The following is a 13,747-nucleotide window of genomic DNA, read 5'->3' on the forward strand; positions in this document are numbered from 1 at the left end:
CAGCACGGAATCACGTCGTTCGACATGTACGGACGGCGTCGCTCCATTTGACCACGTCTTCAAGCGGCCCCAAATGAAGCTGTTTTCCTGCAACTAAAGGATTGTAGCTACAAGTCGTTATGGCGTGTTCGATGATCCTTCGCACGATGCGATTCGTCACGATGATTTGATCGCCCGATGAACGGCAATGGCCGCCACCGATATCGATCCACGTTTCGTGATAGCGGAAGATTCCCTCGATAATGGGACCGAGCTTGTTCGATGGCCAGATCCCGACCGAGATCCAGCCATCGTTACCCGTCGCCCGCCAGCGATACTCGACACCCGCAACCACGATCTTATGGCTCTCCTTTGGACTACGCATTTGGAGCTCGCCTCGTCGAGGATTTCGGTGCCGAGTCGGCAGTCAGCGCTGGCATGCTTGCCGTAGACGTCACTTGGCCACGGAAAACTTGTGGACCGTCTTCTGGGTGTACTTTTCGCCGGGGTTCAGCCGCGTCGTAGGGAAATCAGGATGGTTCGGGCTGTCTGGGAAGTGCTGTGTCTCGAGACAGAAGGCACCGTGTTTCGGAGCGTTGCCGGTCTCGGGTGTGCCCTTCAGATGATTGCCCGTGTAAAACTGCACGCCGGGCTCGGTGGTCGAAATCTCCATCACGCGACCCGATTTCGGATCGACAATCTTCGCCGTTGGACGCAGTTCGCCGGGCTTTCCATTCACAACGTAACAATGATCATACCCACCGGCACCGTTCACCGTTTGATCGATTCGGGCTCCGATCTTCTGAGGCTTCAAGAAATCCATACACGTGCCCGCAACTGGTGCCTGTTCACCCGTGGGAATGGACCCCTCGTCGACGATCAAATACTTGTCGCAGAACAGCGTGAGATCGTGATCCAAGACGAGGCTGCCGTCGGCGCCTGACAAGTTCCAATAGGCATGATTCGTCAGATTCAGAATCGTCGGCTTGTCGGTCGTCGCCTCGTAATCAATCGTCAGTTCGTTGTCGTCATTCAGGGTATACGTCACGACCGACTTCAATGTTCCCGGATAGTTTTCTTCCATGTCGGGACTGGTGTAGATCATTTTGACCCCGACGACTTTGTCGGTCTGAAACGTTTCCGCCTTCCACAACTTCCGCATGAAGTGCTCTTTGCCGCCGTGCAAATGATGATCGCCGTTCGTCGCGAGTTGATACTCGGTTCCATCGAGCGAAAACTTGCCGTGAGCAATCCGATTGGCATAACGCCCGCAAACCCCACCAAAGTAAGGGCCATTGACGAGATATTCGGCGGGATCGGAAAAGTGCAATGTGACGTTGGCAAATTCGCCCTTCCGATCAGGCACTTCCACCGACGTGATGATGCCGCCTCGGTTGATCAAACCAACTTTCATCCCATGATGATTTCGCAGGCTGAAGCCGGTGATCGGCTGGCCATCTTCGGTTTGACCAAAAGGTTCACTTTGCACAGTCAGCATAGTCTCTTCCGTGGATTGAGTTTCGTTTGTCGATTTGGCCGCGCGGTCGGCAGGTGATAACGGTTTTCCGACGCTTCCCTCGCATCCGACGATCGTCAACCAACCGCAAAGGAGAAGCCCTTTCGTGAATCCATGAAAGTGAACGGGTTGCATGCTGCCTGATCCTTGCATTGGGTGGGAAACGCGACCTTGAAGATTCGTTATCTTGAGAAACGATCCACTGTCCTGCAAGCGACCGTCCCAGGAACCGCCACGGTTGGTCGCATGAATTCCCCGTTCAGGGGTCTCAACGACGAAATTGACATGGCATTCTCGCGGTTGACGCAACGCAATCGCCAGTTTCCCACCGACCTCGCAAGTCAGGTTGCCCGCAGCAGATCGTCACCCAAACAGACTGCGAATCGGCTGCCCCGCGACCAGTTGATGAGGCCGATTCTGGATGTCATGCAGCACCGCATCCGGACCGACTCCCAGCGCGTGGTACATCGTCGCCACCAGATCGTGCGGCGTGATCGGATTCTCGGCCGGATACGCGGCACGACTGTCGCTCGATCCATAAACCTGCCCTCCCTTGATGCCGCCACCGGCCATCAGGGCGCTGTAGCAGAAGGGATGGTGCTCGCGGCCAGCCGACGCATTAATCATCGGCGCCCGGCCAAACTCGCCCACCCAGACAATCAGCGTGTCCTCAAGCTGACCGGCCTGCGTCAAATCGTCCAGCACTGCGCTCAACGCACGATCGGCTGGAGGAATCAGGTGGTTCTTCAGGCGGTTAAAGTTGTCCCCGTGCGTGTCCCAGAAGTTCTGTCCGTCGTTGTGCCAGTTCACCGAGACGAATGGAACGCCGTGATCCAGCAAGCGACGAGCCAGCAAAGCACACTGTCCGTGGATATTTCGACCATAACGATCTCGCGTTTCGGGTGTTTCCTGGTCCAGGTCAAACGCCTGACGGACATGCGATGACGTCAGCAAACCAAACGCCTGCTGCTGTCGCGCCGACATGATCCCCGACTGTGTGGCGCTGTCGGCCAGCCGACGTTGAGTATCAATCGAGGCCAGCAAATCCTGACGTCGCATCAATCGGTCGGGTGACGTTCCCTCAATCAAGGACAGCGACGGAACTTTCCAGCCGGGCGTATTGGGATCGCCTGCCGCGAGCAGGGGGTCATATTGATGTCCCAACCACCCACCATGCTGGCCCGGTGCCTGTCCGCCTGGTGCCGCAGGATGATAGGCCAGCCACGGCATCGTCACGAACGACGGTAGCACTCCTTGCGACGGTTTCAACCGCGACATGACGCTGCCAATGTGCGGCGTGTCGCGGTTGCTCGGCGGTGCGGCGTCGCTCTTGTTAGACGGCGGCAAATGCCCCGTCAGAACGGTATGTCCGCTCGACAGGTGCGCAGGGTCGTCATGCCCCAATGATCGCAGCACCGCCAACTTGTCCGCTCGCTGAGCGAGCAACTGAAAGTTCTCGGAAAAATTGATCCCCGAAACATTTGTCGAAATCGATTGAAAGGGCCCACGGATCGAATCGGGAGCATTGGGCTTCGGATCGAACGTGTCGATCTGACTGGGCCCGCCCCACATGAAGAACAACAGACAACGCTTCGCCTGACCAAACCCGCCGGGAATGACCGTTCGCTCCGGCGCCCGTGATTCGTTCGCACGCAACGCCGACGCAATCGACCAGGTCGCCGGACTAAACAGGCTGGCCTGCAATAACGTTCGACGCGGAATCACCAACGGAACCGCGTTCTCAGCGATGGACGATCGGGCGGGATTCATGCAGCACCTGGGCTGGGCGGGACATATTCGGCGGGCTTTATGGATTGTCCCACATTGATCCGCCAAGTCAACGCGAAAGCGCCCAATTCAGATTGCCCCTTCGGTTTTCGGGCCGACGTCGAAATCCCGCAAGCGCATCGTCAGACCCACATATCGGAACGCCCGGACGTCCTGCACCTACCGCAATGACTCGTGCTGCAGACCCGTTTGCTCGATCTGTCGATCGTTCCGCCCGGCGGCCCCGTTGCGTTTGATTCGATCGGCAACGCATTGCATGGCGAGCTTCTGCAAAGCCTGATTTCCAGGTTCGCGCGCGGCACACCATTGCAGATGGTCGGCGGCTTCGGGCACCTGACCCGACTGGTATAAATCCAACCCCAGGCGATACCGGATCGTATAGCTATGCGGCACGCGTTGCGCCGCAACGGTCAGCACATCGGCCGCGATTGCAAAGTCTCCCATCTCCCGACAAGTGTTCCCGATCGAGTACAACATGGTTTCGAATTCCTCGTCAGAGGTCTCCGTTTTCGCCTTCGCAATTCCTTTGTGGATCATCAACCGCTGTGCCTGTCGCGATTCTGGCTCGCGGCCGTTTTTGAAAAAGGCCTTACAGATGAATTCGTACCCTTTCCAATCGGGGTGGAACTCCTCGTCAAAGTATTCAGGCGACACTTCACTGGCCAGCACTTCGACGATTCGTTCCTGAACAGAACGACTGCGTTCGAAGGCGCGCGTCCAGTACTTCATCGCCTGTTCGACTTCGCCTTCCTGCATCTTCGCTTTGCCAACCAGATACATGGTTTCTGCATCACGCGGTCGCAAGGTCAGCGATTGATCCAGACACAGTTGCGTGAATTCGGCGTTTTCCAATCGGTCCAGAAAATTCAGCTCCGTCAGCATCACGTACGACTTCGCCCGCATGGGGCCGTTCTTCAACGACTTTTTCACAAAATTGCTGGCCATTCGCAGCAGCTTCACATTCGGACCGATCGCCCGCGACAGCCAGTCGTTCGCCGCTTTCGCCGATTCAAAGTTCGACGCTTTGATCGTGTCGCGCAGCATGCTGGCCGACATCGAATTGTCCGAACACATCTGCTTCTGCTCGAAGTGCTGCAACGTCACCAGCGCCGCCACTTCCTGCAACTTGGCATCGCGTGGATCCAGTTTTGCCGCCTGCAACGCGGACTTCAGCCGCCGCTGACTGCTCTCGAGCTTCTCTTCATCCGTCCATCCTTCTTCATCATTCCGCCCCATCAGGATGCAATCGATCCGGTGTGGTTCGGCGAGAGCCGATGGCAACTTCTGATCGAACATCCAGACGAACACCGGAATCAGGGCGCATGTCCCCAGGGCGGTCACCAGACGCGGCAGCGGCCAGGATTCGGCGGCAGAGCCGTTCGCCTGACGAGCCAATCGCGCCAGGCGAACGGCACAGGCCAATTGCACGATCAACAGAATCACGCACGACGGCGCGTACCAGAAAAAGTCCACCGCCGCGTGCGCGACGTTGGCGACCAGACTCGCCAGAATGGCGGCCGCGCAGGACGACGCGTTGGTATCACTGTTTCGGAGCGCCGCAAAGCACCACCAGAAACTGGTCACGATCATCAATAAACAGATCGAAAGTCCGATCAACCCGGTCTCCGACGCAATCTGCAGGTAGCCGCATTCGGCGTGGGAATATTCGAGTCCATCATCCTCGGCTGTGACGATATGAAGCCGGTACGCATCCGCATGCGTACCCACACCAGTTCCCAGGATCGGAAAATCTTTCGCGACCTGGATGTTGGCCTGCCAGATTTCTTGCCGTCCTGTATTTTGCTCCAAACGACTCGCGAAAATCGTCTCGTACTTCGAATACGAAAGAAAGATACAGGCCAGCCCCCCAACCACGATCATCGCGGTTCCGACCTTCATCGACGCCAGTCCCATTCGGCACAACAAAATCGCCACGACAAACGAACTTAAAAAGATCGCCATCAACCCACCGCGCGACAGCGTCATCAAGACCGTCAACACGATTCCGCCCAGGCATGCCAGCAATAACGCGACAGCAACCGCGTGCATCGTCGCAGGCATCCCCCGGCGTTCCACCCGGTCAAGCTCTTGCTGATTCATCCGGCGCACCAGCCACCAGATCGCCGGTGCGGTTCCCAGAACCAGAAATTGCGCCAAGTGATTGCGATTGGTGAAGCAGCCCAAAGGATAGGTGTCGGTCGTCATGTACGGATGCTCGTACACCCAGAAGAACTTGCTGTTGCTCGTCAAATACTGCAATTGGGCGAAAAGCATCATGGCCGCGCTGGCAAGTGCCACACCGCAGAGCCCAAGCTCGACATCCTTGACCGTCCGCATCCGCTGCACGATGACAAAAAACAGTAGCGCATACGAGACGAAGGTCGCCAACCCCGACGAGGTCTCCCACGGCGCCAACGACAACTGATTCCATTTCACATGCAGGTAGTCGGTGAACTCAGATTGAAACCACAGCGGGATCACGTCTTTGATCCGCGGCGCCAGCGACATCATCCAACCTTCGGGCATCGGAATGATCTGAACCAGCCCCAGCAAAATCCCCGCCAGCCACAACCATTCACTGCCCGTGAATGTCCACCGTGCCGAAGACGAAATGAATTGGTACAAGGCCCAACAGGTCGCCGTCACAGACGCACCAATGACCAGGGCCAGTTGCCCGTGAGCCATGCGTCCGCCGAATCCGATCGAAACCGCAAGCAACGTCGTCGCCAGGCACAGATCGGTCGCCATGACCAGCCACGGCGTTGACGGTACAGGGGACCTCGAACCGAAGCCATGTTCACCAGGGTGACGATGAGACGATCGCGACCGTTTCGAACCTGCCGTCATGGTGGGGATGCTCATCAAACAGAATCGAGGTAATCGGATACGACTTACTGAATAGAATCCTGTTAGAATCGCAGTAACCGCAAAGTCTGAAAATAGCAATTTCGAAAGTTCATCCTCGTCCCCAATACGACGTCTCCCTCCGTCCTCCGTCCCCTCCGAATCCGCTTGGTGCGAAAGTCGACTCATGGCGAATCCCCGCCTGGAATTGCCGGTGCTGCAAAATTGGAGTTGCCATAACTGCGGAGGCTGCTGCCGTCAGCACTTAATTGAAATTACCGAGGCCGAACGACAGCGGATCATCGATCAGAAATGGACTGCTGCGGACGGAGTGCGGCTGCCAGTCATCGAATGGCACGCGGGCCCCCCCTGGAACAAACGATACCGGCTGGCTCATCAAGCCGACGGAGGTTGCGTGTTCCTTGATGATCGCGGCCTGTGTCGCATCCATGCGAAATTTGGTGAAGCCGCAAAACCACTGGCCTGTCGCGTTTACCCCTATGCATTTCACCCCGCCGGAAAAACGTTCGCGGTCAGCCTGCGATACAGCTGCCCCTCCGTCGTGGCCAATCGCGGCACTCCGGTCATCAAGCAAGCGGGCGAACTGCGTCGACTGGGCGAGTTGGTGATCCCTCCCGGTGCTGAAAAAACGCCTCCGCCAACTCTCAACGGCCGAGACCGCGTCGATTGGCCTGATTTTCTCGCGTTTTGCGAGGGGCTCGATCACACGCTCGCCGACCCCACCAGCCCGATTGCCGTTCGGATTGGCCGCGCGGTGACCTGGACGACGCTTATGGGGCAGTCGGCATTCGAAACGTTGCGCGGAACGCAGATCCGTGAACTCATCGTACTCCTGATGGAAGCGGCACGCATCGATCTGCCCGCGTTCCCGGAAAACCTTGATGAACCGACCGCGCTCGGGCAGCTTTACTTCCGGACGCTGGTCGCGCAATACGCCCGAAAAGACACCGTGGCCGATTTGTCCGCAGGCTGGATGGGTCGATGGCGGCTCTTCCTAGCCATCATGGCATTCACACGCGGCCAGGGCGAAATCCCCCCCCTGCAATCCGCGTTCAAGCCAGTTCCGTTCGCCGCGCTGAAACAGACTTTTGGACCACTCGATCCCGCCAGCGACGAAATCCTGACGCGATACTTCCGGGTCAAAATTCAAGGTCTCCACTTCTGTGGACCTGCTTACTATGACGTTCCGTTCGTCGAAGGCTTTCACAGCCTGGCCTTGATGTTGCCGGTTACCCTGTGGCTGGCACGCTGGTTGGCAGCGGGAGCTGGACGCGAACGGTTGACGGTGGAAGATATTTCGACCGCACTCACGATCGCCGACCACCATCACGGATATTCACCCGCTCTAGGCCAATTGGCTTCGCGCCGACGAGTCCGCAGCCTGGCTGAAACGGGCGATCTGGGTCGCCTTTGCCTCTGGTACGCCCATTGAGTTCACGGGGTTCGCCAACTTGTTTCCAAATCTGATCTTCAGCACCAGAAGGCTCGCCCCAAACACCATGAAACAGGCACTTTACGACCGATTTTGGGATTGACCCAGTTTTGAAGTCCTTCTAAAAGCCACCCGTTCGAATGGATTCAGGTCTTTGGGCGGGAGGTGCCGAACATGCGACGACTAGCATGCGTTTTGTTCTTGGGTTGTTTCCTGGGCTGCAGCAATGCTCCTGCCCCCAGCAGCACGGCCGAGGCCCCGGCTTCCAAAGCCAGCACGGTCCCCGCGAATATCGTGGCCCAATTTGAGCGCGGCGAATTCTCGATCGCGATCGATGCCCTGGACACATTGATTGCCGCGTCACCCAATGACGGCGAACTCTATGCCTTCCGCGCCACGGCCCATCAACGATTGGGACACCACCGCGAAGCCGTCGCAGACCTCGATCACGCGATTGCCTTGAACGAACGCGATGCCAACCTGCTCAACAATCGCGGGTTTATCCGGATGGGGCTCGGACAGTTCACCGAAGCGATGCAGGATTTCGATCAAGCGCTGGAAGTATCCCCCAAGTACAAAAATGCCTTCAACAATCGGGGACTGCTCTACATCGCCCAGCAACAGTTCCCCGAAGCGATCGAACAGTTCAATCACGCGCTGGGAATCGATTCCCGTTATACCGATGCGTACAACAATCGGGGTTTCGCCGAATTCGAAGCGGGACAAATTGGCGCGGCGATTGAAGACTTTAACATCGCCTTGCAACTAAATCCCGACTACGTCAACGCCTACAACAATCGCGGCCTATTGCGAGCCCGTGCCGGAGACTACGAGAATGCGGTCGCCGATTTCACCCAGGCCATGCTGATTGATCCGCTGAATTACAAATATTACGAGCATCGTCGCGATGTCTACGAGAAACAGGGGGCGTTCGATCGATCGCAGGCCGACGAAAAGAAAATGGCCTGGATCATCGAATATCACCGCCTGACGACACGAATCGGAGGTTCGACGAATCCGGCCAGCGACCTGACCCAGCGCGCGAAACATTTCCTGCGGATCGAGGATCTCGACAAAGCCCTGACCGATCTGGATCGGGCTCTGGAGCTCAATCCCCAGTCAGCGGACGCATTGGCGACACGCGCCGGTGTTCACATCCAACGTAAGTCCACGGACGCCGCGAAAGCAGACGCCGAAGCATCGCTCGCGATCGCACCAAACGAAGATGCTTATTCCGTTTTGGGTGATGTTTATCTGGCAGCGAAAGACTTCGACCGCGCCATCGAGCACTTCGCGCGGGCTCGACGGATCGACAGCAGCGTCGCCGAGGCGTATTACGCACGCTCCAGGGTCCTTGAGAAACAAGGACAAACGGAGCAGGCCCAGTCCAATCTCGATCAGGCACTCGCGCTCGATCCGGATGTGGAAAACCGCTTGCGTTAACGCGGCTCTCCGTCGAGAATCCCATGACGCTCCGGCCGCAGCAAAGACTGGCCGCCGGAGTCATCGTTTTCGACGATGCGAGCGAGTTTTCTTTGCAGGTTGATTTTATGACGATGCCGAGCCTCAAAACCAAGATCCAGGGTCCCATTGCCGTTATCGGCGACCTTCATGGTCAAGTCAGCAAACTGCAGGTCTTGCTGAATCGCCTGCGCCAACTGCCCGACTACCAGCAACGCTGGATCATCTTCATCGGTGACTTCGTGGATCGCGGCCCCGATCCCAAAACGGGGATCGACATCTTCCTGGAACTGCTCAAAGAGCATCCGAAGACGACCGCCATCATGGGCAATCACGAATTCGCCATGTGCTCGGCGCTGGGTTGGTTTCCGGAGACTGAAGGGTCACTGTGGAGCAGTCGCTGGGTCGAACACTACGATTCAGAAACCACTTTCGATTCGTACGGAGCCGCGATTGGCAATCTCGCGGAATTGAACACGATGGTGCCCGCCGCACATCGCGAACTGCTCGTCAATCTTCCCTGGTGCGTTGAACACCCCCAACTGTTGTTCGTCCACGCCGGCCTTGACCCCAACATCCCCTTCAACGTCCAATTGCGCATTCTTCAGCAGCGTGATTTCTCGCTGAATCGCCCCCAGTGGCTCTCCGAGAAATCATTCGTCAACATGGACCCGCCCTCCGATTGCCCCTTCACACTCGTCTCGGGCCATGTGAAAGTCGACGACGTGGTGATCCGCCCCCGCCGCATCCTGGTTGACACGACAGGCGGGGACAGCGGCGACCTCAGCTGCGTGCTGATGCCCGAACGCCGCGTCCTGACCTCCGGCACCAACGAAGCCGCGACAAGCGTGACCGGCGACGCCCAAGGTAAGAAACCCGCCAAGGGCTCAAGCTGGTGGAAGATCTGGGGCTAGGAAGATCTGGGGTGTTCCGCCCCTCATCACAACTCCTCATCCAACCTCGACTCCTCGCTTTTTAGCCGAGACTCAAAGCAAGGGGAGTCTTCCCGAACATCCCCCTCGCCCCCAAAAACACCGCGCACGTGCACTTCGCCAGTTGAGCGTTTGCGTAGGAACCGTTGGCAGTCTATTGAAATAGCGGGGACGGACTCCGCCCGGATTCAAAAAATGACGCCGTGAAGGTGCCGGTGCCATGCTGAAGTTTGCCTCAACCGCAGTTCAAGGTTGGAACACCGCATTTTCATCGACGGCCTGCCATGAGACGCCTAAACTGTTGTGTCCCCATTCAGTCGCCGTGAAGAGCAAAATATCCCACAATTCTCGTCCCAGCTCGGCGTACCAAAGACGTTGCTACCAGGTCAATGAGGTCGCAATACGTAATGACACAACGCATGACGTTGAAACAACAATTTAAGTCGGGACTCACTCCTGTCAGCATTGAGTTCGTTGGGCGATTTCTTTGTGCGACCGAATGGGACGTCATCCGCGATTTAAGCATTGAATACATCTCGTCGTCGGTGACGCTGAGTGAAATGACAATCTCGCTTTCCTATTGTGCCCGACATCCCCACCCCAGGGCAGCGGCCCACATCGCAACGGCGTTGTGTACGGTGTTGTTAGAAGCAAAAGCCTCTCCTGTAAAAAAACTTCAACGCCCGCGCACCCTTCTTCGATTTCTGCGTCAATGCCGTCGCGCATGTCGCAGCCCAATGGCAGCTGGCCTGCTGCGGGCTTCAATGGCCGGGATCGGCTGCAAGTCTGCCGAACGAGCGATTGCGAGGAACATTGACGAATTTAAGATGCCCGAGATCGCGTACGTCCTATGGACAGTTCGAAAACTAGGAACTCGATGTTCGCATCGTTCCTTAAAAAGAATCGCAGAGTCATCGAGAATGCATTGGGTGCGTGTGTGGGCGGCCCAGTTACTGGTGATGCGTCACTGCTCAATCGGTGAGGGACTTCTTGAACGTCAGAAATCAAACGCGCGATCTCAAACTGAGTACAACAATATCCTCTTAGGGCTCACGTGGGCGGGCGATCGGTCTGCGCTGGAAGAACTAGAACAAATTGCGATCGATCATTCCGATCAGGAGATGCTGGAGAGACTCTACAACGACGTCCGCCTAACAGTACACAATACCCCTGCAAGATCCATTTTCTACAAACGACTTTTGGAGATTCTTGGCATCAGAAACCTCTCTTCAGGTGGTCGATCATAGATGGAGCAGCTCAGCGCGGGGCTCCACTTTTCATGACCGATTCAGCACGAGCCGTTTGAACTCATATGTCTCATACGGTCATTCGAGGCCGCGTGATACCACCCAGGGTCACGGATCGCCACAGCAATTGCAACCCTGTAACTGACAGCGGGTTGGATCACTCCCAATTCTGAATGTTCCATTGCTCCGACAGGCGACGCGACGAAATATTTTTGCTTGTGAACTGAAGACTACCGGCTGTAAGCCGGTAGGTTCGAAGAAATCGTCCCCACCATCCTTCGGTTCCGTTCCTTCTTGTTGCCGGATGTACTCCATGATCACCCCATCTGTTACGGTGCCGCTGGAAGCCACGAAGTAGCCTCGAGCCCACACGTGACGACCCCAGTATTGATTCTGCAGATGATGGAACTCCATCATGAGTTTTCGAGAGGTTGTCCCTTTGAGATATTGCATCACTTTGCTGGGGGAGATGTTCGGCGGGCACGACAGCAATACGTGCACGTGGTCTCGTGAGACAGCTCCTTGCAGGATCTCAATCTCGTGCGTCCGACAGATTTCGCGAACGAGATCCCGAATGCGAACCCCAACCGGACCGGCCAAGATTCCCTTGCGGTACTTTGTCACCCACACAAAGTGGTATTTGATGTCGAAACGACTACGGGCACTTGATCCGATAGTTCTCCATGCCCACATTTTAACCGAAGAGAGTAAAACCTAAAGGATTCGCCTGAAGGCGAGGGTTTTAGACCCATCGCGAGGACAAGAAATCATTCGTCAACATGGCCCCGCCCTCCGACTGCCCCTTCACGCTCGTCTCGGGCCATGTGAAAGTCGACGAGGTGGTCATCCGCCCCCGCCGCATCCTGGTCGACACGACAGCGGGCGACAGCGGCGACCTCAGTTGCGTCCTGATGCCCGAACGCCGCGTCCTGACCTCCGGTAGCAACGAGGGCGTCACCGGCGTCACCGGCGTCACCGGCCACGCGTCGGGCAAGAAGCCGGGCTCGGGTTCAAGCTGGTGGAAGATCTGGGGTTAGCAGACGCTCCGCTCAATTCGTGATTCCATCTCGACGGCGAACGGAGCACCCAAGAAAAGGCTTCTGCCCAATCGGCTTGCCCAGAGTGGAGTGACGCATGATTCCGCTCATAAACGACACCAAATGGAATGAGTTGCGACCGGCGATGTACGACTGAGCCGTTTTGCGTCCCTGCTGGCGTAGCAGGGACATCTCTGCATTTGCGTCGCAATGGAATGGGGAGTGGTACTATCGCTTCCATGGAGACGGATACACGTCAATTGAAGGGGTCGAACTGGACTTGCCCAAACTTCAGATTCTTTCACCCGAACAAGCTGAAGCGGGTTTGAACGTTCTCCGACAGATCCGCTCGCCCACCCGCCTCAAACAGATTCGCTCAGCAATAATTGAGTCATCAGTCAGCGCAACTGGTGCACAATCGGTAGAGAACACGAACCCCTTCAACGAAACACCATGCCGCGACATTGTACACATTTCGCCACAATCAATCGTTTTTACGCAAACCGATAGTTGACGAACCCCGCCATATGATGCATAATCAACCACCATAGTGCACATACACTCAAATCTCGCGTCACGCAACGCAATATCGCACCGGATCCTCGATTTCACGTAGATCGTTGACCTCAAGCTTCAAACCTTAGATATCGATCATTCAACTGCACGGTATGTCAGTAGTCCCTTGGTTCAAGCTTAAATCACGACGAACACACTTCGCCCAAACAGCACTTGCGGCAGTTGATGGCGAGCAATGACACGATTGGCTGTGGCTGCACCCAATAGCGAATGCGACACATCGGCAACAGGTACGGGCCGACGACAGATCGGAGGTACGTTTTTCGAAATTGATGAGCGAAATTGGTAGCGGGCGATTCCAACTCCATTCTGTTCCATGCGTGCAACGGCGCGATGGAGTTCGCCCACTTCCACTTCTGATTGCTCACCATCGTCTTGTGAACTTTCACGATCTTGACTCAGAACGTCGCTTTGAATGGCTTCCACACAGAGGCTTGCAGATGAGTGATCTCGAACAACGCATCAAGGGCTTTCGCCTCTCAATCCCCAAGAGTGACTTTGGATTGCTTTTGTTGTCGCTTGTTGTGTTATTTGTGCTTGTTGTAGGTTTTGCCTGGATTCGAACGGGATCTCCAACTCTTGTCTGGCCCTGGCTTCAAGGCCTTCATGTCGTCTTTGAGCCACGTGAGCTGGTCTTTGATGGGCTGACCGTTGGCAAAGTTCGTACATCTAAATTCCGAGTGACGAATATCTCATCATCAAATGTGACTCTACTTGGTATCGAGAGTAGTTGCGCATGTATTTCCCTTGATCAATTCCCTAAGAGCATCGAGCCCGGGGGGGTGGGAACGTTGGACGTGGTTCTGCAACCACGGGCAGCGGGTACATTTCACCGAAAAGTGCGCGTGTTCACCGATGTGGAAGGTGAACCCCCGGCACTCCTGACAATTGTTGGGACTGTGAATTGAAATTTA

At 56.3% G+C, this 13,747-nt stretch carries 10 protein-coding genes and 1 pseudogene; 5 read left to right on the forward strand and 6 right to left on the reverse strand.

Translation table 11 applies throughout. From position 1 onward, the window contains the following. Positions 1–10: 10 nt before the first annotated feature. The 4 genes from OSO_RS0110100 to OSO_RS0110120 all read right to left on the reverse strand — a co-directional run bounded on the left by OSO_RS0110100 (position 11) and on the right by OSO_RS0110120 (position 6,031). Entirely contained in the window at positions 11–364 is a 354-nt protein-coding gene (locus tag OSO_RS0110100) for a hypothetical protein (protein ID WP_029246849.1), read from the reverse strand. 69 nt (positions 365–433) lie between these two features. After that, positions 434–1,630 carry an aldose epimerase family protein gene (locus OSO_RS0110105; RefSeq protein WP_010583263.1) on the reverse strand — a complete coding sequence of 399 codons (1,197 nt, stop codon included), beginning with the start codon at positions 1,628–1,630 and terminating at the stop codon, positions 434–436. 228 nt (positions 1,631–1,858) lie between these two features. Then, positions 1,859–3,265, reverse strand: coding sequence for a DUF1501 domain-containing protein (locus tag OSO_RS0110110; protein WP_010583264.1), 1,407 nt, complete (start codon positions 3,263–3,265; stop codon positions 1,859–1,861). A gap of 177 nt (positions 3,266–3,442) precedes the next feature. Further along, on the reverse strand, positions 3,443–6,031 hold the full coding sequence (locus OSO_RS0110120) for an O-antigen ligase family protein (RefSeq protein WP_029246850.1): 2,589 nt from the start codon (positions 6,029–6,031) through the stop codon (positions 3,443–3,445). Positions 6,032–6,314: 283 nt separating this feature from the next. Here OSO_RS0110120 and OSO_RS0110125 point away from each other — a divergent pair, with 283 nt between their 5' ends. From OSO_RS0110125 to OSO_RS0110135, 3 genes are all read left to right on the forward strand, one after another. Next, a complete protein-coding gene (locus OSO_RS0110125) occupies positions 6,315–7,580 on the forward strand; it encodes a YkgJ family cysteine cluster protein (RefSeq protein WP_010583266.1) in 1,266 nt (421 codons plus the stop codon). A gap of 174 nt (positions 7,581–7,754) precedes the next feature. Continuing rightward, entirely contained in the window at positions 7,755–9,023 is a 1,269-nt protein-coding gene (locus OSO_RS0110130) for a tetratricopeptide repeat protein (protein WP_010583267.1), read from the forward strand. A gap of 23 nt (positions 9,024–9,046) precedes the next feature. Then, positions 9,047–9,955, forward strand: a complete 909-nt coding sequence (locus tag OSO_RS0110135) for a metallophosphoesterase (RefSeq protein WP_010583268.1) — start codon at positions 9,047–9,049, stop codon at positions 9,953–9,955. A gap of 1,541 nt (positions 9,956–11,496) precedes the next feature. On the opposite strand, the pseudogene tnpA reads toward OSO_RS0110135, so the two are convergent. Further along, positions 11,497–11,905: pseudogene (gene tnpA / locus OSO_RS42920) on the reverse strand (IS200/IS605 family transposase); the annotation flags it as partial. A 94-nt stretch (positions 11,906–11,999) separates the two neighbouring features. Between tnpA and OSO_RS0110150 the strand changes: the two are divergent. Further along, positions 12,000–12,257 (forward strand): hypothetical protein, encoded by a 258-nt coding sequence (locus OSO_RS0110150; RefSeq protein WP_010583271.1) that lies wholly within the window; start codon positions 12,000–12,002, stop codon positions 12,255–12,257. A gap of 693 nt (positions 12,258–12,950) precedes the next feature. On the opposite strand, the gene OSO_RS50750 is transcribed toward OSO_RS0110150, so the two are convergent. Further along, positions 12,951–13,259 (reverse strand): hypothetical protein, encoded by a 309-nt coding sequence (locus OSO_RS50750; protein WP_010583272.1) that lies wholly within the window; start codon positions 13,257–13,259, stop codon positions 12,951–12,953. Positions 13,260–13,273: 14 nt separating this feature from the next. Here OSO_RS50750 and OSO_RS52575 point away from each other — a divergent pair, with 14 nt between their 5' ends. Next, a complete protein-coding gene (locus OSO_RS52575; RefSeq protein ID WP_010583273.1) occupies positions 13,274–13,741 on the forward strand; it encodes a DUF1573 domain-containing protein in 468 nt (155 codons plus the stop codon). The last annotated feature ends 6 nt before the right edge of the window (positions 13,742–13,747 follow it).

It is taken from the genome of Schlesneria paludicola DSM 18645, from assembly GCF_000255655.1.
GTDB lineage: Bacteria > Planctomycetota > Planctomycetia > Planctomycetales > Planctomycetaceae > Schlesneria > Schlesneria paludicola.

Bases quoted from the DNA above. Each gene is read 5' to 3' on its own strand.
- OSO_RS0110110 (WP_010583264.1), bottom strand. From the start codon at position 3,265: ATGAATCCCGCCCGATCGTCCATCGCTGAGAACGCGGTTCCGTTGGTG.
- OSO_RS0110150 (WP_010583271.1), top strand. From the start codon at position 12,000: ATGGCCCCGCCCTCCGACTGCCCCTTCACGCTCGTCTCGGGCCATGTG.
- OSO_RS0110125 (WP_010583266.1), top strand. From the start codon at position 6,315: ATGGCGAATCCCCGCCTGGAATTGCCGGTGCTGCAAAATTGGAGTTGC.
- OSO_RS0110100 (WP_029246849.1), bottom strand. From the start codon at position 364: ATGCGTAGTCCAAAGGAGAGCCATAAGATCGTGGTTGCGGGTGTCGAG.
- OSO_RS0110130 (WP_010583267.1), top strand. From the start codon at position 7,755: ATGCGACGACTAGCATGCGTTTTGTTCTTGGGTTGTTTCCTGGGCTGC.
- OSO_RS0110135 (WP_010583268.1), top strand. From the start codon at position 9,047: ATGACGCTCCGGCCGCAGCAAAGACTGGCCGCCGGAGTCATCGTTTTC.
- OSO_RS52575 (WP_010583273.1), top strand. From the start codon at position 13,274: ATGAGTGATCTCGAACAACGCATCAAGGGCTTTCGCCTCTCAATCCCC.
- OSO_RS0110105 (WP_010583263.1), bottom strand. From the start codon at position 1,630: ATGCAACCCGTTCACTTTCATGGATTCACGAAAGGGCTTCTCCTTTGC.
- OSO_RS0110120 (WP_029246850.1), bottom strand. From the start codon at position 6,031: ATGGCGACCGATCTGTGCCTGGCGACGACGTTGCTTGCGGTTTCGATC.